This window comes from Microbispora sp. NPDC046933 (assembly GCF_040644635.1).
Taxonomy (GTDB): Bacteria; Actinomycetota; Actinomycetes; order Streptosporangiales; family Streptosporangiaceae; genus Microbispora.
Genome location: NZ_JBEYWW010000001.1, coordinates 317,972 through 343,486, shown reverse-complemented (window position 1 = coordinate 343,486; position 25,515 = coordinate 317,972). Strand labels below are relative to the sequence as shown.

Genomic DNA, 25,515 nt, shown 5'->3' with positions numbered 1-25,515 from the left:
CGATTTGGCCGTAACTAGGTGAACGCAACCTGTCGGGAAATCGGCTGGAGGATGTTGTGACCGATACGAGCGGGGGCGCGACGAATCCTTTCGCCGGCCTCGCGACCTCCAGGGGGGCGAACGGCGGCGCGGCGGACCCCCGCCTGGCCGACCCCGAGTTCTTCATGCGCTACCCCGAGGTCGGGAAGTTCGCCAACAGGGTGGCGAGTCACGGGCAGACCCTGGCCGACACGAGCGCGGCGATCAAGAACATCCACCTGCCCATGGGGACGTTCGGCGCCATCGGCGGCGGGCTGAACGGCGTCCACAGCACGCTGCGGGACCAGGCGGCCGACGCCGTGGCGAAGGGCAAGGAGGTCCTCGACTCCTGGAAGACCGTTCTCGACCAGGCGGTCGAGAACGCCAAGGAAGCCGAGAAGCAGAGCTCCGGCGGACCCGGGAAGGGCGGCCTGAACGGGCTGGACGGTGGCCCGAAGGGAGCCGGGCTCGACCCCAAGGGGCTGGGGCTCGGCGGAGGTGGGTTGCCGAAGGGCGGCCCCGGATCCGGCCTCGGGGACGACTGGAAGCTGCCGAAGGACAAACCGGGCACCGGCCTCGACGACAGCCTGAAGCGCCCCGACCTGCCCGACCCGAGCACGTTGCCCGGCCCCGGCGGGAGCGGCGGTGACCTTCCCAGCACCGGTGACCCGAACGGCAACGGGCTCGACCCGAACGGCAACGGGATCGACCCGAACGGCAACGGCCTCGGCGGCAGCGGACTCGACCCGAACGGACTCGACCCGAACGCGCTGAACCTCCAGGCGCCGGCCACCCCCGGCGGCACCGCTCTCTCGGCGCACAACCCGGCCCCGCCGACGGTGCCGACGCTCCCCGACCTCGGCACGACCGGTTACGGGCCGGGCGACTACTCCACGGGGATCCGGCCGGGCGCCGGCGGCACGGGCACGGGCGCGTACGGCACCGGCGCGTACGGCACGGGCGCTTCCCCCGGCTACGGCGGCGCCGGCCGTGCCGGCATCGGGGCCGGCGGGATGCCCGCGGTGCCGTACGCCCCCATGGCGGGCGCGGGGAGCGGCGGCGACGACAAGGACCGCGAGCGGGGGCCCGCGGTGCCGGAGGACGAGAGCACCTGGTTCGGCGACGAGGACGTGGCGCCCGCCGTCCTCGGGATGCAGGAGGAGGACTAGGGCATGGCAGACCTGGCGAAGGGCAGGTTCATCGCGGGCGCCGGCATGGCCGCCACGGCCGCGCGCCTCGAAGCGACGGGATGGCCGCTGGCGGGGCTGCTGACGACCATGATCTCCGATCCTGAGGCGATGCGGCAGGGAGCGCGCCAGTGGCGCGACGAGCCCTCGGCCGACGGGAAGCAGACCGGCATCGCGGCGCTGCGCACGGACCTGGACCGGCAGTTCGCCGCGCTCGAGTCCGACGGGCACCTGAAGGGGAGGATGCTCGCCACGCTCAAGGAGAAGCACGCCGAGCTGAACACCCAGCTCGACAACTTCGAGAAGTGCAAGGAGTGCGTCGGCGGCAGCCTCGACTCGGGCGCCGACCTCTACGACGCGGCGAGCTGGGTGTCCCTGTCGCTGGGCGGCTCGGCCATGGCGGTCGCCGTGTTCAGCCAGGCGTGCAAGGGGCAGGTGCTCACCTTCGCCGCCACCCGGCCCATGGTGGCGCGGGCGATGGTCGGCCTGGGCCGGGTGGCGCAGAAGGTGGTCGGCACGATGATGAAGACGAGCTGGAAGGTCGCCGGAATCCTCACCGTGTCCGGCTATCTCTACAGCGCCGCCGGCGCGAAGTTCCCCGGCATGACGGCGATCGCCGCCGACGTGCCCGACCTCACCAGGGCAAAGGTCGCCTTCGACCCGGCCACCGGCGGTCTCACCGAGCCCCAGCCCGACCTCGGCGACCTCGGCGGGACGAAGCCGCCGTCCTTCCTGCCGCCGTTCAGCCTTTGACGGGCCGGCAACCTGTGACGGACTGGGCCGCGACCGCGTTCGAACGGCGGCTCGGGGCGGCGTACGAGGCGGGCGACCTCGCGGCCTGCCTGAGCATGCTCAGGGACACCGAGCTGGCGTTGCCCGCGCCCGCGGAGGGGGACGCCGCCTGGCCGACGATCACCGCGCCCGACCGGGTGTGGCTGCCCGCCTACACGTCGGTCGAGGCCATGCGGGCGGCCACGGGACTGTCGCGGGTCAGGATCACCTCGCTGGCCGAGCTGGCCGCCGGGTGGCCCGATCCCCGATGGGGCCTCGCCGTCAATCCCGGCCTGCCGGTGCGCTTCCTGCTCGAACCGGGGACCGTCGCCAGGCTCGCGGTCCCCACCCTCGCGCAGGACCGCATGGCGGAGCCCGAGCCCGCGCTGCCGGTCGTGCAGAAGCCGCTGACGCCGCACGACCTGCGGACCTATCTCGGCGAGGGGGAGTCGCGCGTGTCCGGCTACTGCCACCACGCCCTCGACGTCGCCCATGTGGCGACGCCGGCCGTGCTCGCCGACGCGCTGGGCCGGGGCGCGGACGACGACCTGCTGACCGGCGGCGGCTCGCTTCTCCTGCTGCGGTGGCGCACGGTCGGGCTGAACCTCTACCGCACCCCGTACGGCGGGGTCGACGAGGCGGGCATGGCGGCGGTGGCGGGCTGGGTCGTCGAGGAGCCGCCGTTCGTCGGCATGGGCCTCGCGCCGAACGTCGACTCCCTGGTCCGGGAGTACAAGGTGGACGCCCTACGGCTGCCGCACGGCTCGGAGATCGTCGAGCTGACCGCGGCCGGGACCGAGATCGTACGGGCCGTGTACGACGGCGACCTCGGCCGCTGGGAGCCGGGCGAGCACCCGGCGCGGGCCCCGGCGAGCTCCTACCGGGCGCGCTGGCGGGGAGCCGAGTTTCCGGCGAATCCCGATCCGGGACACGACGGGCTGCTGATGCGGCTGCTCGGCGACGTCCCGGCGGACGGGTTCGAGGAGCGCGCCCCGGGCCGCTTCGTGCGGCCGGTGCCCGCCGAGGAGTGCGAGACCGTCTTCCACGTCACCCGGGTGTGCGAGTGGCGCGGCGCCCCCTGCCTCGTACGCGACGAGCGCGCGGGAGAGCTGCTGCTCGAATACACCGGCGGGCGCCTGCCGGTGGCCCGGGCGCTGGGCATGGAGCGGATCGAGCGGGGCGTCCACCGGCGCTGGGTGGCCCGCGCCGAGGTGAGCGGGCTACGCGAGCACGCCGATCCCCTCGACCTGGGGCTCAACGCATTAGCCTGATTCCGGACGACTCGGATCGGAGGGCCGGACGCGGATGAGCGAGACCGATCCACACATCCACGTCGAGCAGAAGGTGATGCGGGCCGGTGCCGTCTACCGCAACCTGATCGCGTCGTCGCTGGGCCGCGCGCCCGACGCGCCGGATGTCGTCACCGCCGGTTGCGGACTCCGGGTGCCCTATGCGATGACCTCGACCCGTCCGGAAAGCGTCACCTGCCTCGCCTGCCGGGAACACGCTCACCGGGAGCACCTGCGCTACGCCGAGCAGGTCGAACGCCTGAGCCGGATGCCCGGCGCGCCCGTCACCGGCGACCAGGCGGCCAAGGCCGCGCAATGGGCCCGGGACCTCGCGAAGAGGTTCTCCGGCGCGTGATTCGCCGCCGTCCCGACATCCGTGGAGCGCGCCGAGGAGATTCCTCGCCACGCGGCGCGCTGCCTGCCCACGCCCGGCTCGCCACGTCCCGGATGGGGATCACTACTCGAGAGGTTCGGCGGCTTTGGTCATCGGACCTCCCGTGTCACCGGTTCACTAGCCGGATGTCAAATGAAGGTGTGATAATCCCCGATATTGGACATAGATCATCGCCGAGGTGAACGCGGTCGATCGGGGTGATGAACACGGCCGGGGGACAGACGCCGGACGCCGCCGGCATGCGGGCGTACGCCGAGGAACTGCGGGCCACGTTCATGCGCCTGCAGGAGGAGGCGCCCGCGCTGCACGAGAAGGCGCGTGCCGTACAGGTGACGGAGAAGTCGCGTGACGGGCTCGTGGCGGCCACCGTCGGCGCGAACGGCGACCTGATCAGGCTCGACCTCGACCCGCGCATCTACCGGCGGCAGGACGCGCGCGGCCTGGCCGACGCCATCACGCGGACCATCCACGCCGCCGCGGCCAAGGCCCAGGACCGGGTCGTCGAGATCTTCGCGCCGCTCATCCCCGCCGAGCAGATGAGAGCGCACATCGCCGGCGACCTCGACGCCGTGCTCGAACAGATGTCGAAGCAGATGCCGAAACAGACGCCGGGGAGACCATGAACGAGCTGTTCGAGGTGAACTACGTCGACATCCGCCCGCAGCAGCTCGCGAAGGGCCTGTCGCAGTGGCACGCCGCGTCGACCGACGCCGAGAGCGGCTACACCGCCAGCCTGCGGGAGATCCGGCGGCTCAACGCCGCCGAACCGTGGGGGCACGACACGGCCGGCGCCGCCTTCCACTCCGCCTACATGCAGGGCGACGGGCCCGACACGCTGATGAAGCAGGGTGAGGAACTCGCCGCGAAGGTGGTCGAGCTCGGCCCGACCGTACGGCGCAGCGCCGAGAACGCTCGTGGAATGGACGCCGAACGGGCCAGGGAGGTGCGCGAGATCCTGGGGCGGGTCTGACGATGACGCACTCCTCCGCGTCCGGTAAGGGCTCCGGCGGCCACCCGGGCACGACGGACGGCGACGTCACCTCGACCGGCGACGGGCTGCCCGAGTTCGCCGACGGCGGCGGCTCGGTCGCCGACGTCACCCCCGCCTGGGGCGAGTCGCTGCCCGCCTGGGCCGACGACCTCATCGCCCTGCTCACCGCGGGCCAGACATGGCCGGAGGCGAGCGAGAGCCTGCTGTGGCAGCTCGCCCGGGCCCACCGGGCCGCGACCGTGAGCCTGGTCAGGTCCGTCGATCCGGTGGGAGCCGCCGCCGTCGCCGTGCTCAGCGGGATGCAGGGCCCGTCGACGCAGGCGTTCCTGACCCGGCTCGGCGAGCACTACTCGGAGCAGTCCGGCCTGCTCGGGGTGGCGAACAACCATTTCGCCTACGCGGCGCAGGCCGACAACTATGCCCGCGAGACGCAGTATTCCAAGTTGTCCAACAACGTGGTCTTCTGGATCGCGCTGATCGCCACGTTCATCGCGCTCGTCGCGGCCTTCTACTCCGCCGGGGCCTCCACCCGGTTCGTCGGGCCGATCGCCGCCCGCGCCCGGGCCGAGATGGAGAAGATCCTCGAACGGCTCGCCCTCGCCGCCGGCCGTCCCGCCGCCGCCCAGGCGCTCGCCAGGGGAACGCTGCTGTCGTCGGCCCGGCTCGGCCTGCTCGGCCGTATCCTCGCCAACCCCCTGGGCAGGGAACTGGTGGAGGAGATCGGCGAGGAAATCGCCGGCGACGGCATCGCGCAGCTCCAGCAGCGGAAGACGGGCACCCGCGACGGCTGGGACTGGAAGATGACGAGCGCCGTCGCCGTCGGTGCGGCGGGCGGCGCGGCCGTCGGCATGCGGGCCGCGCATCCCGTCAGCAACCTGGTCAACAGGATGCCCCTGCTCAGAAGGCTGAACACCGACGCCCCGGGCGTCGGCAACGCGTTCAGGCGCTTCCCCGGCCGGGCGCTGACGACCGGCCTGACCAATGTGATCGCTTCCCCGGCCGGGAGCGTCCTGGCCAACGGGCTCGTGTACGGCCAGTGGGAGCTGCCCGACGGGGAGTCGCTGCTCGGGGCCGCGCTGTCGGGCGCCGGCCGTACGAACACGATCAGCCCGTTCAACCCGGACGTGATCGAGGCGGTCGTCCGCCCGCGTACGGCCCTGGCCTCGGCGTACGACACCAGCCTGCGCACCGACCTGACCCGCGCCCTCGCCGGCACGTCTCCGGATCCCACCGGCGGACAGCCCTCGGGCGGCGCGCACACGGGCGGGCCCGGCGGCGGCCAGGCCGCAAGCAGCGGCGGGCCCACGGGCTCGGGCGGCACGAGCACCGCGTCTGTCTTGGGGCAGCCCTCCGGCGGTCCGGCCGTCACGTCCGGCGCCGGACACCCGGCGCCCACGACGCCGGGCGGAGCCGCCCAGGCAGCGAGCGCGGCGCCCAGCGCTTCCGGCCAGCCGGTCGCCACCGGGCCGTCCCCCGCACAATCCGGCGCGAGCACGACGAACCCCGGTTCGGCCGGTACCGCCAACGCGGGCGGCGCCACCCCCGGTGCGGCCGGTTCCGGCAGTGCACCCGGCAGTGCACCCGGCAGCGCGTCGAACGCGGGCAACATGGCCAACGCGAACGCGGCGGGCTCGTCCGCCGCGAATCCGGGTCAGGCGCCGGCGGCAGCGCAGAGCGCGTCCGGCCAACCGGCCACCGCCAATCCCGCCCCAGCGGCCGGCTCAAGCAGCACGACCGGCACGGCCGGCGCCGCCAACACGGCCAACACCGCTGGCGCGGCCAACGCAGCTAACACCGCTGGCGCGGCCAACGCAGCTAACACCGCTGGCGCGGCGAACACGGCTGGCACGGCCAGCGCGGCGGCGGCCGGCCCCGCTGCGGCCGGTTCCGCGAACACGCCCGCCGCGTCTACACCTGCCACCTCCGCCGGGACGCCCACGCCGGCCGTGTCCACGGGGACGACCTCGTCCGCTGCGCCGTCGTCCGCTTCTCCCTCCGGTGGCACCACGTCATCCGCCGCGGCGTCACCGGCCGCCTCGGCGTCGGCGGGGTCCTCGGGGACGACCGGCGGCAGCACTTCCGGAAGCGCCGCCGCGCCGCACGCTTCGGCTCGTACGGCGGTCTCCGATGTGCTGTTCACGATCGCGCCCGACGTGCTCTTCCTGCGCGATGACCAGGGCGCCAGGCTGACCGGTCCTGACGGAAGCCCGATCCGGTTGTCGGGCGAGGACATGAAGGCCCTCGAGGATCGGCTCACGGCCCGTGCCGCCGAGGGCGTGGACACGCCTCGGCTCCGCGCGGAGGCGGCCGCCCTGCTGGGGGCGAGGATCGCCGAGGAGAGCCGGGGTCTCCCGGTCGAGGGGGCCCTCGACGCGCTCGCCCGGCTCGCCGACGCGACGCCGGACAGCCGCGCCGCCGCCGTCGAGGTGGCGGGCGAGGTGCTGGAGGACAACCCACGCAGCCGGCGGCCCGACCGGCTGAGCGACGCGGGGGCCGGACTGGTAGCGGAAGCGGCGGCGGTCCCGCCGCACGGACCCGACCACGCCCTTCGCGTCGGCCGCTCCTCCGACACCGCCGCGGACATCGTCCGCCGCGCCGAGACCCTCGCCGGGATCCCGCCCACCGCCGGCACGAATGGGACGGCCAACCCGGCGAGCGGAGGCCAGACCGCCGCGACCTCCACCGGGGCGCCTGCCTCGACTATCGCGGCCCCCTCGAACACCGCGGCTTCCTCCACCACCACCGCCTCCAACACCGCCGCCTCCAACACCGGGACCGCTCCGGCGGCGAGTTCCGCCCAAACAAACAACCCGCCGGGGCCGTCCGGCGCGCGGCCGGGACCGCGTACGACCCGGGGGCGTGGCCGGGTGACCGCCCGGCCGATCGCGCGGAGCCTGTTCGTCGCCGGCGGCAGGCCGCCGCACCTGGCCGACCTCTCGTCGCAGGAGGCGGAGCAGGGCTTCCTGTCGCTCCACGCGTCCGACGTGGCCCCGGACGTGACGGGGCTGGGCCGAGCCGGCGAGCAGACGGTCGTCGTGGACACGGGCCGGCTCGGCGCGCAGCACTTCCGGTTCGAGATCGGCCGGGTGCCCGACGGCCGTCTCGCCAGGACCAGGGTGCGGTCGGGCACGGCCGTAGACCCCCACGTCGTACGGCTGTCGCCGCGCCTGGCGAACGACATCCTGCCCCGGGTGTGGCTGCACGAGATCAGCGACGTCTTCCAGCGGATGTCCGGCCCCAGGCAGGGCGTGATCCGTTCCTTCCTGAGCCGTACGGCCGAGCGGGACGCCATGGTCTGCGTGACGGCCCGCTATCGCGAGCACGCGCTCCTGGACAGGCAGTGGCGGGCGGCCCCGGCGCAGGAACGCCCCGCCATCGCGCACGAGATCGAGCAACTCGGGCGTGAGATCGAGAGGCTCGGGCACGTCGCCCCGGCGCCCCCTTGGTCGGCGCCCCGGCCGCCGTCCGCCGCCTCCCCGACGACGCCCGGCCCCGCGACGCAGACCTCCACCGCACAGAGCCCCACCACGCAGAGCCCCACCACGCAGAGCACCACCACGCAGAGCCCCACCGCGTCGGATCCGGTGGCGGACCTGCTCGGGCTGGCCCGCACCCAGCGGGAGACGCTGGCGAACGCCGCCGACGAACTGCTCAAGGCGGTCAAGGAGAAGATCGACAACACCAGAGCGGCCACGGCCGACGCCAAGAAGGCCGAGGAGGCCGCCGACAAGGCGTCGCGGGAAGAGGACCGCGGCGCCGAGGAACGCCGCCGCAAGGCGCTGGCGGACCGCGCCGACCATCGGGCGAGCGCCGAGCGCGCCCGCCGGAGCAAGGAGGCGTACGCGCGGGCGGTGCGGCGGGCGGTCGAGGCGCGCACGGCGTACGAGACGCTGGAGAACGCCCTGAACGCCCTCCCCACGGGCCGGAAAGGCACGCTGCCGCCGGAGATCGCCCGGCTGGCCCGGGAGGCGGAGGCCGCCCACACCGCGTACAGGGAGGCGTTCGCGGACGCCCTGCCGCCGTCCGAGGTCCTGACGGAGGCGACGCCCGCGGGCCGGCTGCCTCACCTCGAACGGCTCACCCAGGTCGTGAACGACATGCTCGAACGCGCCGGGATCGACCACCGCTACGCGCCCGACGAGCTGTCGCACGTGTTGCGGTCGAACTTCAGGTGGCTGGTGTCGCAGGACGGCGTGGTGCTGCGGGTGGGCCGCGGCACGCGGGCCGAGCTGCGGTTGCGGCTGAAGGTCACCGACCTGGTCGAGGTCTTCGGCCATCCGGTGCGGCACTCCCAGTCGATGCTCGGCCAGTTGCCGCAGGGCGGCCGATCGGCCTCCGCCACCGCCAACCGTGCGGTGCGCCTGGCGCCGAATCTCGACCTGAACGCCCTGACCAAGCCGTGGCAGGACGTCCACTGGCTCGGGATGCTGATGAAGTTCGGCGTGTTCAAGGGTGGCGCCACCTTCGGCAGGAGCGAGTCGTTCAGCGGCAACGCGTCGGATTTCGCCCTGGCAGGTGCGGTGCAGGACAACGCGGGCGAGGCGCTGGTGCTCGACGGGCTCGCCTCTGCGGAGGTGGAGCTGCGCACCGCGACCGGCACCGAGACGGCGCGCGTGGACAGTGGCACGGCCGGCGACGCGCGGAGCCTGCAGGTGTATCTGCCGCACACGCACGCGCAGCGGGGGCCGGCCGAGGTCACCCGGCTTCCGCGTAAGGAGTGGCAGCGCACGCCGTTCCCCGAGCACGCGGTCACCGGGCTGACCGGGCTCCAGGACCTCGCCGACCGCACCGCCGAGCGGATCGGCCGCCCCGAGGTCGGCGGCATGACCCGCGACCAGATCCTCACGATCCTGACGAAGGAGCTGCCGGCCCGGCTCGGCGAGGCGATCAACGATCCCGAGGGGTTGCGCCGCCCGATCACCGTGAACGGGCGGGTGGTCGGCTATGTGCGGGTCAGGACCCGGGTCGTGATGGACACGGCGCGGCCGGTCGGCACGCCGAGCAGCAAGCACCGCCTGGAACGGCTGCGCGTGGGGTTCTCGGGCGCGTCGGGCTCGCGCTCGGCCGGCCGGTCCTTCGAGATCAAGGGCACCGCGGGAGTCCGGCTTCCCGTCGGCGCCCGGCACGTGCTGGGCGCCGTCGGTCTCAACGGTTACAGGACCGCCACACCGCGCCTCACGGGCGGCCTCGGCCGCTCCTGGTCGCGGTCGCGGTCGATGAGCGCGGGCGGGACCGCCATCCGGCCGAGTGTGCAGCGCTGGGCGGGCCACACCCAGGCGTACGCGCTGGAGCTCGAGCACACGGTGACCGTGCAGCTGAACACCGACGACGCCCCGCATGCCCCCGTGAGCGGCCGGAGCACTGGCCTGTTCCGGATGCCGGAGCCCCAGGCGTACCGCTACGGCCTTCCCGTCGACCGGTCGGCCGTACGGAAGGACGGCAGGCTCAGGGACGACCCGAAGCCCGGCACGCCGAAGGGCCGCCTGCCCAAGTTGCCCGACTGGTCGCACGGCGCAGCGGGCGGCACCACGGGGGCCGGGCCCGCGCTCGTGCAGGCGAGCGACCGGCCGGCCGGCGTCAGGAACCTCGACGAGGTGCGCGCGAAGGTCGAGGCGGCGTTGCGTGCGCGCGGCCTGCTGCCGGACGAGAACGGCCGACTGTCGCGTGACCCGCTGACCCGGGCGAGCCAGATCGCCAACATGATCGAGCTGGCCGAGCAGTTCTCCCCGGCCCGTCTGCAGACCGCGTATGACCAGGCCATGCAGGACGGGATCTTCCTCGACCTGGTGAGCCAGGGCATCGGCCGGGCCGGCCGGCACCTCACGGTGCGCATCCGGTTGGAGCAGTCGGGCCAGGAGGAGCTCCAGGGCACCAGCGCCGCCGACGTCGTGACCGACCTCGACATCTCGTCGGAGACCTCCGGCCGGTCGGTCGGCCGGTCGCGCGGCCGGGGCCGGGACATCGCACCCGGCCTCGGCCTGGAGACGAACCCGGGCGAGGCCGGCTCGACCGGCGGCGACGGGGGCTTCCACTGGAACAAGGGGCGCACGGCCGGCACGACCCTCAACGACACGGGCAACCTGGTCACGCTGGCAGAGGGCACCGCTCCGGCGGCGGTCTTCGAGGTTCCGCACACGCTCACCGTGGACCTGGTCGAAGACGGGAAGGTCACGCCGCTCGCCCAGAGCGACGACGTGTGGATGCGGGTGCTGCTGCCCTCCGACCTCCTGCCCGAGGACCGGACCGAGCCCTCGCCCAGCCACCCGACGTCCTCCGAGGCGCTGAGCCTGGCCACCCTGCTGCACGTTGACGGGACCGGCGTGCTCGACGCCCTCCGATCGGTGCTGCCGAGGGCGATGCGGCCCGGCTCGGTGTCGTTCCACCACCTCGCCGAGGCGTTCACCATCCGCAACCTCATCTCCCACCCGGAATGGCTGCTCGCCGACCCCGCCAGACCCGCCACGACGTACAGCACCGCCCTGGCCGTTCGCCCGCGCGGCCTGCGTACGCACCGGGCGTCGGCGTGGATCACGGCCCAGCCGGGCGAGTCGGCGTTCGTGACCGCGGCCGACCTGGTGATCGGCGACATCAACTTCACGATGGGCGCGCACACCACGCGGACGGAGACGCGCGGCGGACGGTCGGCGGACGTCTCGACCGGCGCGAACGAGGCCCTGCCCGGCCCGTTCGGCGGCAGGGAGGGGGCCGGCGCGTCCGGGGCGGGGAGCACGTCCACCTCGATCTCCGACACGGCGATCTGGGGCAGGGAACGGCTGGCCATCGACACCGGCAAGCACTACGTGTTCGCGATGAAGACGGACATCACTGTTTCCGGGGACGAAGCGGGCAACCGGCGGGCCGACGCCGAGCCGCTGCGGGACAGGACGGTCGTCTACTCCCTTCCCGAGCGCGACGCGCTCGACCTGTACGGCAGGGGCCGGCTCAAGCTGCCCCTCGACCAGGTGGCCGACGCGGTGACGCGGCTGCTGGACGGCAACCTCCGGCTCGACCCGCGTACGGCGGTGCCGCTGGCCCGCAGATATCTGGCCGACCGGGCGCTGGCGCGAAGGGACGGCCACCCCCGGCCGGACCTGGAGCAGAAGCACCCTCGTGCCATGCTCACCGAGCGGCTCGCCGAGGACTTCCCGATGAACCTGGCCGCCGAGGGAAACCGGCTCAAGCGGATGCACGAGAGACTGCCGGACCTCGCCAGTCGCGTGGACGTCCCGGACCTCTATCGGGACTCCCTCGGCGAGAGCACCGTGAAGACGGCCGACCTCACGGCCCCGGACGGCACGCCGACCCGCTTGATCGACCAGGTGCTCGACCAGATCGGGAAGGTGGCGCCCGGCGCGCTGAAGCGTGACCCGGTGCTGCTGCGCAGCCTGTTCGGCGACTTCGCCGGCAAACGCTGGTGGGGCAAGATCGACGACATGAGCGGGCCGGAGGGCTTCGTCAAGACGTACTCGCTCAGGATCGGCCCGCACCTCACCGAGGACGTCACGGTCAGGATCGGCGCGGTGCTCCACGGCGACGAGGCGACCTACGGCGGAAACGTCCACAACTTCGGCCAGATCCTCCAGGACTACACGTACACGCAGGAGGACCGCGCCGAGTCGTCGGGCAGGACGTTCGGCGGCAACGCGAACGCCGGCGGGGGACAGGACACCGGCAGCGGCGGCCGCGCGGCCGCCACCGACCGCTCGAACACCGGCACGGCCTCCACCGGCACCCAGCGGACCCGCATCCAGCGGGCGGCGGCGTTCCGCGGCGGGCAACTCGTCGAGCATCCGGTGACCATCACGATCGAGGTCGAACGCACGTCGAGCCGCCTGCGCGGCGCCGTCGCCAGGACCACCGGCGTGCCCCCGACCAGCAAGATCACGCTGGACGGCACGATGGCCCGGGTGCTGCCGGACGGCATGGTGGCCAAGGAGGGCACGGTCGCCGCGCGGCCGCCCGCCCGGCCCGACGTGCGGCGGGTCGTGCCACCGGAGGTCTTCGTGACCGAGCGGCTCAGGGCCGACGGGCTGCTGCGCGCCGTGTTCGACCGGCTCTCCCGGGAGGACCTGCTCGGCCGGGCCGCCACCATGGAGCACTACGCCGAACTGGCCAAGGCGCTCACCGGGAACGGCCTCACGACCCGGCTGGAGCGGATGACCGGCCCCGACGGGCACCGGCTCATCCGGCTGCCCATGCCGGGCAGCCCGGGCGAGGTGGTGGACGTGCGGATACACGCCGACCTCTCCGAGCCCGACCCGGTGGCCCTGGGCCTGAAGGACACCGAACTGGGGCAGGTCGACCGCGAGCAGAACACGGCCGGCACGGCCACCGACCGGGGGCAGATGCTGCCGCTCGGCCGCACGTACAGCGCGGGGCACGCCGTGGGCGCCGGCGCCGACCTCGGCGCCGGCGACCAGACCGCGCAGTCGAGCTCGGGCAGCGGCGGCAACCGCGACGAGACCAGCGTCTTCGAGAAGGGCACCGGGGCCAAGGTGCGGTTCCGGGTCGACTTCGACCTCCGGTTCGAGGTGCGCCAGGTGGCGCGCGACGGCGCGGAGACGGTGCTGTGGAGCGTGGACATCCCGCACGGCACGACCGGCACGGCCCACCTGATCATGTTCCAGCACGCGCTGGAGGAGATGCCGGCACGTCGCGCCGCCGGCGCGGCCCGGCCGCTGTGGGACTTCCACCGGCAGCGGGCCACGGCGCCCGGCGTCTTCTTCTCCCACGACGCCGTCCGGGAAATGGCCGCGAGGCGGCCGTCGTACGACCCGGCCGCACCCAGCAGGGCGATGGCCGAGGTGCTCAGAGGACGGACGGGGACGCAGCCGGTGGGCATCACCGCCGACATCGGCCGAACGAACGCGACGGCGCCGGGACCCATGGCGCTCGTGGAGGAGGCGAGGCTGCTCGCCCGCGACCTCGGCGCCGACGTCCACCTTCATCTCAGGCGGCCCGACGGCACCGTCGAGCGCTACCGTGCCACGCCCGCGGGCGAACTGTCCGGCGAGTCCTTCGCCGAGGCGCTCGGCTCGGTGCCGCCCGATCTGGTGGCGCTGGCCGAGCGGCACGGCCTCGACCTGCGTGACCTGTACGGCGGGCGGTCCGACGGGTTCGCCGACCGGATCGGCGAACGGCTCGACGCCCTCGGCGTCGCCCGGCCCGCACCGGCCGACCCTGGCTGGCCGGTGCCCGAGACGGCCGCGGACGCCACCTGGGGCGGCAACCCCCTCGTCACCGCCCCGCTCGCGGGCAACGTGACGGCCAGGCCCATCCCCGGGACCGCGTTCGTGGCCGACGGCCGGGCCCCGCACCTGCCCGACCTGTCGAACGACGAGATCCCCCAGGCCGTCGCCGACCTGCGCCCGGCGGCCTTCGGCCGGGGCGTCCACGCCGTGAGCGTGACGCCGGACGGCACGGTCGTCACCGTCGAGACCGCCCGGTCCGGCACGCAGCGCTTCGTCGTGCTGCCCGAGGACCCAGGCGGCGGACGCCCGGGCCGTACGGAGGTCGGCGCGGGCACGGGCCCGCACGTGATCCGGCTGGCGCCGAGACTGGCCCCCGACGTGGTGGCCCGGGTGCTGCTGCACGAGATCAGCGACACCCTGCAGAAGCGGGCCGCACTGGAGCAGGGGGTGGTGCGCCGCTTCCTGAACGCCCTCGATCCCGGCTACGACGCCTGTGCCGCCGCCCGCTACAACGAGCACGCCTACCTGTCGCGCCGATGGAGGGCGACGACCTCGGACGACGAGCGGGCGCGGCTGCGGCACGAGATCGAGGCGGTCGCCCGCGACCTCGGCGCGCGGGGCCAGGCGGCGCCCCCGCCGCCGTGGGTCACCGTGCCGCCTCAGGCGCCGGTCCTCGACGTGTGGGAGCGGATGCGCAGGCTCAGCAACCCCTCCGGCTGGGAGCCGCCCGACGACGAGGACGAGACCGTGCCCGCACCGGAGGACACCGGACAGCGACAGATGAGGAACGCGTGATGCCGTACTCGATCGCCAGGAGCAGGGACGAGGCGCACCTCTACCTCGACCTGCACCCCTGTGCCTGCGGCTCGGCGGACACCGACTGGGACAGCGGCCTGGAGAGCGTCGAGGGGGAGCTGGTCACCTGTTACGAGGGGCGGTGCGCGGCCTGCGGCGCGGAGCGGGAGCACCTGTTCGCACTCCCGGAGCGGGAGGTGACGCCCACCGGCTTCCCGACGTTCGGCGGCGCGGAGCCGTCCGAGCTGCTGGACCCCGGCGAGTGGCTGTGGGTGGCCGACCTGACCGCGGGCAACGTCCCGGAGGATGGGGAGCGGCAGGCGCTGTCCATCGCGAGGGCCGCGGTCGAGGAAGTGATCAAGTTCGTCCCGCCCGGGCAGGACGAGGTGCCCGAGGACGCGTTCTGGTCGGAGCGGGGACGGGCCGTGCGCGCCGCCGAGCCGGGGCGGTTCCGCCTCGACCGGCTGCTCGTCGTCCGCGACACCTACCGGGAGCTGGCCGGAGCCTAAAGTGGCTGGCATGGAGCAGGCAGTGCCGATCCCGTACGCGCGGACGCTGGCGGAGGCCCGGCTGTATCTCGCGCTGACCGTGGACGAGGCCGCACACGAGGAGCCGCCGGTCGAGGGGCCCGAGGCGTGGACGGTCAGGTCCGGCGGGGTCGAGGTGCTCGTGCCGTACGCGAGCGAGGCGGAGGCCAGGGACGAGGGGGAGCGGTTCGGCGTCGGCCTGTCCGAGCTGATCGACCCCGGCCAGTGGCGGCTCGCCGGTGCCGGGTACGCGCGCCGCGCCCTCGCCGACGACCTCGAATACACCGAGGAGCCGGGGGACGAGGGCCTCTTCCAGCGCGTGGTGAGCGGATGGGAGGCGGCCGGGGACGCGCTGGGGGAGGCGCTCAAGTTCATCCCGCCCGGCGAGGACGAGGTGCCCGCCGAGGCGTTCTGGACCGAGGCGGGGCTGGCCGCCCGCGAGGCGGAGCCCGATTGCTTCCTGCGCGACCGGCTGGCCGAGGACATCGCGTTCTATCGGCAGAACCTGGACGACTTCCGCCGCCTCAACGGCTGACCTACTTGCCGAGCGGCACGGGCACCCGGGCGGCGGCCGGGTCGAGCGCCGGGCCCTCGGGGATGAGATGCAGCAGGTGCGCGGGCACCGGCGTGGCGTCGGCGGCGTCGTAGCCGAGCTTCGGCAGCAGGTCGGCCGAGGCGACGGCGAACCTGCGGCCCTGGTCGGTGACCAGGAAGTAGTTCGCGATCGACCCCAGCTGCCCCTCGCCCGGCAGCAGCCCGGCGACCGCCGCCGATCCCGGCGGGAGCAGCACCTGGTCGAAGGTCTCCTGGCCGCCCGGGGTCCTGGGCGTGGGGATGGCGATCGAGGCGCCGACGGTCAGGGTCGCCCGGGTGGAGCCGCCGCGGGTGCCGGCGTAGACCGCGCACAGCGGGGTGGTGGAGGCGGGGGAGGTCACCGTGGGCATCGTCTCGGGCATCCCGCCGCCCTGCACGCTCTGCTTGGAGGGCGAGGCGTTGGCCGTGGCCGCGTCGATCGGGACGGCCCGCGGGGGGCGCTTGCCGTACGCCGCCTTGATGGCCGGGTCGGCCAGCAGGAGCGTGGCCTGGGTGAGGGTGATCGGCGCGAGGCCGTCGGACAGCAGGACGTACCAGCGAGCCGGAGCGCCCCCGATGCCGGGCACGGTGAACACCTGCCCGACCGCCGCCGTGACCTTCCCGTCGGGCCCCCGGACCTTCCTGCCCAGGTGCGGCACCTTCGGGCCGCCGAAGTCGGTGCCTTCGGGGATGGCGTTGAGCCAGGTCGCGGGGACCTTCCTGGGCTGGGCGTTCAGGGCGCTCACCGCGCTGGAGTTCGCCCGCATTCGCCGGTCGCCCCAGACGACCCACTTCTGCCGGCCGTCGTCCACGACCATGGCGCCGCCGCCGAGGGGCCTGCCGCCGACGTCCACGCCGCCCACCAGCGTGACGTACGGCCGCGGGGCCCCGGTGGCGTCGGGGCCGTCCACCACGCACACCGACCACGGTCCGTGCACCAGCTTGTCCTTGGCCGGCAGCGAGTCGGGCGCGCCGGGGATGCCGACGAGCGGCCCGCGCGGCAGCTCGGCCAGTGAGGCGGCGGAGACGTCGCGCACCGTCACGTCGGCGGTGTCGAGCAGCAGCCGGGCGGAGGCGTAGTTCGCCACGGGGAGCAGCACGCGCTCCTGCTGGCTGTAGACGTACGTCGCCCCGGTGTCCTGCTCGACGAGGAGCTGGCCGGGCTCGGTGAGCTTGGTGGCGCCGCCCGGCTTGATCACACCCCAGATGCCGAAGACGGCGAGCAGCAACACCGACAGCAGGACTCCGCAGAACGTGGCCAGGGTGTGCCGCCGCATCGGCGACTCCGCGACGTCCGGCTCTCCCTGCAGCAGGGCCTGGCCCAGGCGCTGCTGCATCAGCCGGTATGCCTGGTAGAGGTCCTTCCGGGTCTGCACGTCACCTCTCCGTGTCAGACGGCATCGGAGCCAGCATATTGATCCCCGGCGCCGTCGCGATCTCCGGTCGCCAGGCTCCGGGCGACCTGCCTGATCTCCTGCCGCAGCCACCGGTGGGCCGGATCGGCGTCGTGTCGGGCGTGCCACGCCTGCCCCACCGGCAGCCGGGGCAGGTCCAGCGGGATGCCGGACACGGCGAGGTGCGAGCCGCTGGGCGAGAGGTGCGTGCCTGTCGGGGACGCCTCACTGAGGCGGGCGGCGGCCTGCTTGTCTCTCGGCGGCGTCGAGTGCGGGCGTGAGCGGTGCGAGCGTGGTGCGCAGCAGGTCAGGCAGGGAGCCGGACGGCAGGACAAGCCCGCTGGTCGTGGAGGATGCGGCGGTCGTTTGCAGCCATTGCTGGACAGCGAGGCGAACCGCGGCGGCCACGCTCGCCGCGAGCACGCGGGCGGTCTGCCGGCCGGTGTCGCCGAGGCGTTGGGCGATCGCGTCGCTGAGGGGGTGTTCGATCGCGGCGGCGGCGTCGACGAACTCGTCGCGCAGTGCGGGGCGGCTGATGATCAGCAGTAGCGCGTCGCGACCGGGTTCGCCGGGGTCGGTGTACTGGTCCACGATCGCCTCGGTGACAGCCTCGGCGAGGCCGACGTCGGCGGGCCGCCCGGCCACGGCCGCCGCGACCCGTGCTTCCCGTTCGCCGGTGATGGCGGCCACGATCGCCTGTTCCCGGCTGGAGAAGTAGTTGTTGTAGGTCCGGGGGGAGACGCCGGCGGCCTCGGCGATGTCGTCCACGCGCACGTTGTCCGGCCCGCGCTCGAGAGCCAGCCGCAGTGCCGCCGCGCGCAGTGCCTCTCGCGTGGCCTGCTTCTTCTGCTCGCGCAACCCGGTCGGTCGTGTCTCCACCGTCCCAGCGTTCCAGATTCGATGCGTGCACGCAAACTTGCGTGCACGCAAGTTTTCTCCTTAGTCTGCCTCCCGGCAGGGAGGATGTCCCAGCGGCCCAGGTGCGCTTCAGTGCCCCATCCGTCCTGCTCTCGTCCGCGTGAGCAAGGGAGAACACGTGATCACAGATGTCGTCATCGCCGGCGGCGGCCCGAACGGGCTGATGCTGGCCTGCGAGCTGAGCCTGGCAGGGGTTCGGCCGGTCGTGCTGGAGCGGCTGCCGGAGATGAGCGAGGAACCGAAAGCGAACGGATTGCTCGGCCAGGTCGTGAGAATGCTCGACCACCGGGGGCTGCACGAACGTCTCAGCGACAGCCCGGCACCGCCGCGGCCGAACTCCGCATACTTCATGTTCGGCGCGCTGAGCCTGGACCTGGGCCTGCTGGAGGACAGCCCCGTTTACGCCCTGCCGGTGCCGCAGCGACGCATCGTGCGGGTCCTGCAGGAGCGCGCCATCGAACTGGGCGTGGAGATCCGTCGGGAACACGAGGTCGTCGGCCTGTCCCAGGACGACGACGCGGTCACCATCGATGTGGCGAACCCGGGCGGGGCATACCAGCTGCGGGCCCGGTACCTCGTCGGCGCGGATGGAGCACACAGCGCCACCCGCAAGCTCTCCGGCATCGGGTTTCCCGGCGTCACCTATGACCGGATGACCGTCTGCTCAGCGCACGTGAACCTTCCGGCGGACTGGGTCGATCCCGTGACCGGCGCGCTGAACGTGCCCGGCTACGGCGCTGTGCTGCCGTTCCTGCCCCACCGCACGGAGCACGGCGGGTTCTCCTACGCACCGATGCCCGGTCACCCGCCGCTGGTCAGCACCACAGAGTGGGACCTGCCCAAGACCGACGCCCCGATGAGCCTTGAAGTGTTGCGGGCGAGCATCCGCCGCGTGCTCGGCGTCGATGTGCCACTGGGCGCGCCCGACGGCCCGGGGCCGCACGTGCTGCGTCGCCTGACCGGCGGTAACACCCGAGTCGCCGACCGGTTCGCCGACGGCCGAGTGTTCCTGGTCGGTGACGCCGCTCACGTGTACGCCGCCACCGGGGGAGGACCAGGGCTCAACCTCGGCCTGCAGGACGCGGTCAACCTCGGCTGGAAACTCGCCGCCGTGATCCGCGGCAGCGCCCCGCCCGGACTACTGGACAGCTACGAGGCCGAGCGGCGACCCGCCGCCCACCGCATGATCCTGAATGCGCAGGCGCAGTCGGCCCTGATAGCCCCCGGCGACGACGTCACCGGACTGCGCGAGCTGTTCACCGAGCTGCTCCGCGACCGGAGCACCGTGCGGCGCCTCGCCGACCTCATCGCAGGCGCCGACGTCCGTTACGACATGGGCGAACCCGAGGCGCATCCGCTGATCGGCCGGTTCGCGCCAGACATGGAACTGCACACCCCGGCCGGGCCGGTCCGGCTGGCCGAGCTGACCAGAACCGCACGCCCCCTGCTGCTCGACCTGACCGAACGAGCGTCGCTGGCGCGGACGCTCGACCTGCGGCACGACGACGTCGATATCGTCACCGCGCGCGCCCAGGTCCCGGCACCCACCGCACTGCTCCTCCGCCCGGACTGCTATGTCGCCTGGGCATCCGCATCACCCGAACCGGATCCCACGGAGATCGAAGCGCTTCGGGCAGCCGTGCAGCGATGGTTCGGTGCCGGGCTTTCCGGACGTTAGGAAAAAGGGGAATGGAGCGGTGGAAAAGCCAGATTTTCCTGGGCTCCGATATAGCCGCTCGGCATAAGGGGTTCACAAGATTGACAAACGATTTACGGTGAGGGCGGCCCCTTTGTCGATGAAGGAGTGACTGGATGAGTAACAGCTTGCTCGGCGGCGACCCCGCGGAGATGCAGAGCATGGCCGCGCAGTTCAGCCAGCAGGCGGACCAGGTTCGCGCCACGATGGCCAACCTCGACCGTGAGGCGGCCAAGGTCGGCACCGCCTGGACCGGCCCCGGCGCGCAGCGCTTCCACGACGCCTGGCAGAGCTACCGGGCGGCGTTCCAGCGCATGGCAGAAGAGCTCAACGAGGCCTCCCGAGTCATCACGACCTACCGCGGCAACATCGAGTCCGCCACCCGCTGACCGGCACCCGCAGACGAACGGCCGCCGGACCGCCATGAGTGCCATGGCGTCCGGCGGCCTTCTCGTCTGACCGGCCTTCTCGTGTGACCGGCCTTCTCGTGTGACCGGTGGCCTCATGTGATCGGCGGTTCGGTCGAGCGGCCGAGACAGGTGACGGGGCCGGGGCGCCTCCGGATGATCAGTCCGGCACGGCGGCCTGGATCGGGGTCGCGGCGCCCGAGACGACGAGCAGGCCCCGCCCGGGAGGCCCGCCGACGGCGCCGCGCGGCAGCCGTACGGCGAACAGGTCCCCGTCCGCGGGGCTCTGCACGTTGAGCAGCAGGCCGGTCCTGCCCTTGCGCGCCTCGGCCGCGAACCCGCGGTAGGCCGTCGCCAGGTCGCCCGTGGCCCCCGCGATGAGCAGGCCGTGCTCGCCGTCCCGCCCGGTGCGCAGGATCTCGTCCAGCGCCAGGCCGAGCGCGGAGTCGGGGGAGATGAGCTCCGCGTCGTCCACCGCCACCACATAGCGTTCGTGTCCGGCGACCAGCGCGAGCGGGTCGAGCGCGCCCGGCAGGCCGCCGAAGTCGTCGGCGCCGCCCCCGGTCACGCTTCTGGCGTTGCCGTCCAGCACGGCGAGCACCCCCGGTGCCCCGGCGAGGTCGCGCAGCGGGCTGCGGCGCGGGGTCACGACGAGCACGGGCGTGCCCCGGTCGAGCAGCGAGCGCGCCGCCGTGACCAGCGCGGACGACCTGCCCGAGCGCGGCGGCCCGGCGATGACGGCGGCCGGCCCCTGGCCCTGCAGGTCCACGCCCATCGGGGTGAGGGCGTCGCCGCCCGCGCCGAGCAGCGCCCACAGGGCCGACGGCGGCTGGTGCGACGGCGCCAGGTCGAGCGCCTGGCTCGCCGTGATCCGCGTCGGCAGCGCGTCCACCCGCAGCGGAGGCTCCGACGGCCAGACCCACTTCCCGGGAAGGTCCAGGCCACCGGCCCTGCCCCCGAATCTGGCCGCGGCCGTACGGGCGAGCTCCTGCAGGACCGCCACCTGCGCGGGGCCGGAGGGGTCGTCGCACAGCAGCGCGATCTGGCTCTCGACCAGGCCGTGCTCGCCGACGGCCAGGGCCCTGCCCGGGGGCATGGAGGTCGGCAGGTCGCGCACCGGCAGCCCGGCGAGCCCGTAGTCGGCGGGGTCGGCGAGCCGGAGCACGAGCCGGTCCTCGAAGACGGTGGAGATCTGCCCGAGCAGGCCCGAGCGGTCGGAGGTGACCACGGCCCGCAGCCCCACGGCCGGTCCCTCCCGCAGCAGCTGCAGCATGGCGTCGACCAGCCGCCCGTAGTCGTAGTTCTCGAACGCGGCGACGTACCCCTCCCAGCGGTCGACCAGCAGCACCAGCCAGGGCAGCGCGCCCACGCCCGTACGGTCGCGGGCGGCCCGCGACCGGGCGGCGGCGCGCGCCTCGGCCAGCGAGGCGTATCCCGCCTCGGCCAGCAGGTGCTGGCGGCGCCCGACCTCCGCGCGCAGGCGGGTCAGCAGGCGCTCCACCCGGTCGAGCTGGTCGCGGGTGACCACCGCCCCGCAGTGGGGCAGCGCGACGAGCGGCAGCAGCGCGCCCGACCCGCAGTCGACAGCGTGGACGTGCACGTCCTCGGGGGAGGCGCCGGCCGCGATCGAGCCCGCGATCGTCCGCAGCGCGCTGGACCGGCCGCTGCGCGCGCCGCCCGCGATCAGCAGGTGGCCGCCGTGCCGCATGTCCAGCGCGAGCGGGCGCCGGCCCTGCTCCCACGGCAGGTCCGTCACGCCGAACGGCAGCCGCGGCACCTCCTCTGCCCCAGGCCGATATGACGCGGCGGCCGCGAGCACCCCGTCGCCGGGGCCGCCCGCGCCTGCCGGAACGCTCAGCGCGCCCCGCCCCGCGCCCTCTTCCACCGCGTCCTCTTCCACCGCGTCCTCTCCCACCGTGCCCTCTTCCACCGCGCTCACGGCGTTCGTGGCCTCGCCGTAGCGGCCGGGGACGTCGAGGACGACCTGGTCGGGCAGCGGCGGCAGCCACGGGCTCGGCTGCCGGGGCATCTCGCTCCCGGCCTCCCGCAGCGCGTCCACGAGCAGGGCCAGGTCGGTGCCGCTCGCTGCCTGGGCGGGCGGGGCGGGCAGCGGGTGGCCGAGCGCCTGCCAGGGCAGGTCGAGCACCCGGACGTCCTCCCCTGCGCCGGCCTGGCCCGCCTGGGGAGTGCGGCCGCCGATCCTCGCGGTCTGCACCGCGACGGGCGCTCCGGAGCCGGCCCGCACGTAGCAGCGGCCGGGCGTCGTCCGCGAAATGTGCGCGGCGTCCGGCACGTCGATGACGTCGGCGGACTCGTTGGCGTCCGTGACCCGCAGCGCGATCCTGAGCGAGGTGTTGGCCTGGATGTCGGCGGTGACCACGCCGCCGGGCCGCTGGGTGGCGAGGATCAGGTGGATGCCGAGCGAGCGGCCCCTGCGCGCGATGTCGACCAGCCCTTCGACGAAGTCGGGCAGCTCCGCGACCAGGGCGGCGAACTCGTCGATGATCAGCACGAGCCGGGGCAGCGGCGGCAGGTCCTTGCTCCCGGCGGTCTCCGGCACCGGGGCGGCGAAGATGCCGCCGCCGCGCGCCCGCCGGACGCCGCGCGCGCCGAGCACCCAGGTGGCGCCGCGCGCCCGCTGGTAGTCCTCGATGTCCTTGGCCCCCGCGTCCAGCAGCAGGCGCTCCCTGCGCCGGATCTCGGCGGCCAGCGACGACAGGGCGCGCTGGGTCAGGTGGCCGTCGAGGTCGCTCACCATGCCCACCGTGTGCGGGAGCCGTACGCACTCCTTGAAGGCCGCGCCGCCCTTGTAGTCGATGAGCACGAACGTCATCTCGTCGGGCCGGTTCGCCACCGCGAGCGAGCAGATCAGCGTCTGGAGCAGCTCCGACTTGCCCGCGCCGGTCGTGCCCGCGACCAGGGCGTGCGGCCCGTCCCTGCTCAGGTCCACCTCGAACGGCCCCTCCGGTCCCACACCGATCAGGGCCCGGGTCGTACGGCCCTGCCGCTCGGCGAGCGCGGCGGGGTCGAGGGACACCTCCAGCAGGTCGAGCAGGCGGACCGCGTCGGGCAGGGCGGCCGAGGGGTCGTCGCGGCTCACGTCGCGCAGCGGCGCCAGCGCGCGGGCCAGGCGTTCGGCCCAGGACGGCGACACCTGGTCGGCGCGGATGCCGGTGATCGGGTCGAGCCCGCCGCCGTGGAGGCGCACACCGCCCTCGCGGTCGCAGGACACGACCGTCGCGCACTCCTCGGGCAGCAGCCGCTCGTCGTCGTCGATCGCGATCGTGTAGATCCCGGCGCGAGGGCCCTGCCGCAGCACCTGCGGCATGCCGGGCAGGCCGCGCAGCGCCTGCGCGCCGTCGAGCACGACGAGCACGTCGAAAGGCCGCTCGTCGTAGGTCGCGAAGGCAGGCTCGGCGGGCCGGTTGCCGCCCGCGCGCCCCAGGTCGTCCCAGCCGGCCGGGCCGCCGGACAGGCGGGCGCCGCGCGGCACCCCCGGGTAGGGCCCCGAGCCGTTCTCGGCGTCGAGCCGTTCTGTCACCAGGGCGGCGAGCTCGGCGACCCGGCGCGCGGCGGCCTCGGGGTCGGCGCCGACGAGCGCGGCGCAGTCGGACGACAGGGCGCCTCCACGGGCGGCGGCGTCCGGCGCGCAGTGCGGCAACCAGCGCACCCAGCCCCACTGCCCGGCGCCGTCGGCGTTGGCGGACAGCACCACGATGGCCAGGTCGCGCGGGCTGTGCAGGGCGGCGGCCTGGCCGACGAGCCAGCGGGCGCAGCCGAGCGCCACGTCTCTGGGGCCGGTGAGCCCGGCCACGCCGAGACGCCGCATGACCAGCGCGACCGGGACGTCGTGGCAGGTGGGCGGCTCCCGGCGGGGCGCGTCCTGGGGCGTGCCGCTCTCGGGCTCGAACTCCAGGTCGGCGGGCAGGTCGGCCAGCCCCACGCGCAGCCGCAGCGCGTCGCGGTCGTGCACGCGGCGCTCCCACAGCCGGCGGCGCGGCCCGGTCGCGGTGAGCAGCACCTCGGCCGGGTCGGGCGCGCCGCCGCGCCTGGCCTCCTCGTCCTGCCGCACCGCGCGGGCCACATCCTCCTCGAAGGCGGCCATCCGCTCGCGGTACGCCTTGACCGCCCGGCGGTGCTTCTTCCTGCCGTGCCTGCGGTCGCTCACCCACTGGCCGATCATGATGAGCGGCGTCATGAACGCGATCAGCAGGTAGTACCACGTGTGGGTGACGGCGGCCATGACCACACCGAGCACGGCGGGCAGCAGCGCGGCCAGCAGTTGCAGCCGCATGCCCTCGCCCCGCTTCGGCTCGGCGGGCACGGTGAACCGCCGCTGCCGCTCGGGCCGCTGGAGGCGCGGCGGGCGGTTGTAGGCGAGCCCGCCGTCCGGCAGCGCGTCGAGGTGGGCGTCCGGCGGCAGGACCGGCCCCAAAGCGAATACCGAGCCGCCGCAGGCGAGCATGCCCCCGGCCGGCCACGGCACCGCCTCCGTGAGCGGCTCGCCCTCCAGCCGGGCCACCGGATCGCCTCCGGAGGTCGCGGATGTCGCGGGCTCCACGGTGGCCGCGCCGGGGGACAGCCGCACCACCAGCGCGACCGGCGGCATCCTCGGGTCGGGTACGAAGATCGCGCACGCGGGGTCGGCGCCGATCGTGTGCGCGCCGAGCCCGATCCGGTGGACGGCCCCCGCGCCGGGGCCGCCGACCACGCGCAGCTCGGCCGGCCCGCCGGGCTCCTCGGTCACCGTCGCCGCGGCGGCGTGGCCGTCCACGGCCACCAGGTCGCCATCCCTGAGCAGGCCGAACACGGGCGCGTCCGGGTCGATGGGCCGGCCGTCGACCCACAGCTTCACCTCACCGGACGGCCGGGCCTGCCGGTCCCCCCGGTCCAGGTCGTACGGCGCGCGGGCATGCGGGAGCCGTACGACGTTGGCCGGCCGGGCGGCGGCGCCGTCGAGCGCTGTGGCGAGGGCGGCGACCGTGGTGCTCTCGTCGCCCTCGACCAGCACGTCGCGGCGGCCGTCCTCGCTGACCACGGTGAGCGTTATCCGCATGCGCGAACTCCCCAGAAGGTGGTTGTGCGGCGGCCTCGCGGAAAGCGTTTCATCCCGGGGGCGTCCCCGTGAAGATCTCCGGGTATGCGGGCCCGCGGCCCGCGGGGCCACGGTAGCCGTGCCGCCCGCGCTCATCTGGGCGTTTCCCGTAATGGGTAAAGGTGTCTGTCATCGCGCCCTTCGACGAGGCCGTCGCGAAACGCCCTTCCGCGTACGGATCCGCCTGCGTGCCGTCCGCGACAGCACGAACAGTGTGAATGGTGTGACAACCGGGAAAGAAGTGCAAACGTACTATCATGAAATTTCGT

At 74.1% G+C, this 25,515-nt stretch carries 15 protein-coding genes; 11 read left to right on the top strand and 4 right to left on the bottom strand.

From position 1 onward, the window contains the following. Nucleotides 1–56 precede the first annotated feature (56 nt). From ABZ857_RS01450 to ABZ857_RS01410, 9 genes are all read left to right on the top strand, one after another. Nucleotides 57–1,187, top strand: coding sequence for a hypothetical protein (locus tag ABZ857_RS01450; protein ID WP_357035661.1), 1,131 nt, complete (start codon nt 57–59; stop codon nt 1,185–1,187). Nucleotides 1,188–1,190: 3 nt separating this feature from the next. Further along, nucleotides 1,191–1,958, top strand: coding sequence for a hypothetical protein (locus ABZ857_RS01445; RefSeq protein WP_357035658.1), 768 nt, complete (start codon nt 1,191–1,193; stop codon nt 1,956–1,958). A gap of 14 nt (nt 1,959–1,972) precedes the next feature. After that, the gene (locus ABZ857_RS01440; protein ID WP_357035655.1) at nt 1,973–3,247 is read left to right on the top strand and encodes an SseB family protein; all 1,275 of its coding nucleotides are present in this window, start codon (nt 1,973–1,975) and stop codon (nt 3,245–3,247) included. 34 nt (nt 3,248–3,281) lie between these two features. Continuing rightward, on the top strand, nt 3,282–3,620 hold the full coding sequence (locus tag ABZ857_RS01435) for a hypothetical protein (RefSeq protein WP_357035652.1): 339 nt from the start codon (nt 3,282–3,284) through the stop codon (nt 3,618–3,620). A 239-nt stretch (nt 3,621–3,859) separates the two neighbouring features. After that, the gene (locus ABZ857_RS01430) at nt 3,860–4,282 is read left to right on the top strand and encodes a YbaB/EbfC family nucleoid-associated protein (RefSeq protein ID WP_357035649.1); all 423 of its coding nucleotides are present in this window, start codon (nt 3,860–3,862) and stop codon (nt 4,280–4,282) included. After that, nucleotides 4,279–4,629, top strand: coding sequence for a hypothetical protein (locus ABZ857_RS01425; protein ID WP_357035646.1), 351 nt, complete (start codon nt 4,279–4,281; stop codon nt 4,627–4,629). Before ABZ857_RS01430 ends, ABZ857_RS01425 begins: the two co-directional genes overlap by 4 nt. A 2-nt stretch (nt 4,630–4,631) precedes the next feature. Further along, nucleotides 4,632–14,636: a hypothetical protein gene (locus ABZ857_RS01420; RefSeq protein ID WP_357035643.1), complete on the top strand. Its 10,005-nt coding sequence runs from the start codon at nt 4,632–4,634 to the stop codon at nt 14,634–14,636. Further along, the gene (locus tag ABZ857_RS01415; protein WP_357035640.1) at nt 14,636–15,145 is read left to right on the top strand and encodes a hypothetical protein; all 510 of its coding nucleotides are present in this window, start codon (nt 14,636–14,638) and stop codon (nt 15,143–15,145) included. Before ABZ857_RS01420 ends, ABZ857_RS01415 begins: the two co-directional genes overlap by 1 nt. Nucleotides 15,146–15,155: 10 nt before the next feature. Continuing rightward, nucleotides 15,156–15,698 carry a hypothetical protein gene (locus ABZ857_RS01410; protein ID WP_357035637.1) on the top strand — a complete coding sequence of 181 codons (543 nt, stop codon included), beginning with the start codon at nt 15,156–15,158 and terminating at the stop codon, nt 15,696–15,698. 1 nt (nt 15,699) lies between these two features. Here ABZ857_RS01410 and eccB read toward each other — a convergent pair whose 3' ends face one another. The 3 genes from eccB to ABZ857_RS01395 are packed head-to-tail and all read right to left on the bottom strand — an operon-like array spanning nt 15,700 to nt 18,009. Further along, nucleotides 15,700–17,112: a type VII secretion protein EccB gene (gene eccB / locus ABZ857_RS01405; RefSeq protein WP_357035634.1), complete on the bottom strand. Its 1,413-nt coding sequence runs from the start codon at nt 17,110–17,112 to the stop codon at nt 15,700–15,702. A 14-nt stretch (nt 17,113–17,126) separates the two neighbouring features. After that, the gene (locus ABZ857_RS01400; RefSeq protein ID WP_357035631.1) at nt 17,127–17,306 is read right to left on the bottom strand and encodes a hypothetical protein; all 180 of its coding nucleotides are present in this window, start codon (nt 17,304–17,306) and stop codon (nt 17,127–17,129) included. 49 nt (nt 17,307–17,355) lie between these two features. After that, nucleotides 17,356–18,009 (bottom strand): TetR/AcrR family transcriptional regulator, encoded by a 654-nt coding sequence (locus tag ABZ857_RS01395; protein ID WP_357035629.1) that lies wholly within the window; start codon nt 18,007–18,009, stop codon nt 17,356–17,358. Nucleotides 18,010–18,166: 157 nt separating this feature from the next. On the opposite strand from ABZ857_RS01395, the gene ABZ857_RS01390 reads away from it, so the two are divergent. Next, nucleotides 18,167–19,726 carry an FAD-dependent monooxygenase gene (locus tag ABZ857_RS01390; RefSeq protein WP_357035626.1) on the top strand — a complete coding sequence of 520 codons (1,560 nt, stop codon included), beginning with the start codon at nt 18,167–18,169 and terminating at the stop codon, nt 19,724–19,726. A gap of 134 nt (nt 19,727–19,860) precedes the next feature. Beyond that, nucleotides 19,861–20,133: a WXG100 family type VII secretion target gene (locus tag ABZ857_RS01385; RefSeq protein WP_189181307.1), complete on the top strand. Its 273-nt coding sequence runs from the start codon at nt 19,861–19,863 to the stop codon at nt 20,131–20,133. A gap of 178 nt (nt 20,134–20,311) precedes the next feature. Here the strand turns inward: ABZ857_RS01385 and ABZ857_RS01380 are convergent, their stop codons facing one another. Then, the gene (locus tag ABZ857_RS01380) at nt 20,312–25,207 is read right to left on the bottom strand and encodes an FtsK/SpoIIIE domain-containing protein (RefSeq protein ID WP_357035623.1); all 4,896 of its coding nucleotides are present in this window, start codon (nt 25,205–25,207) and stop codon (nt 20,312–20,314) included. Nucleotides 25,208–25,515: the final 308 nt, after the last annotated feature.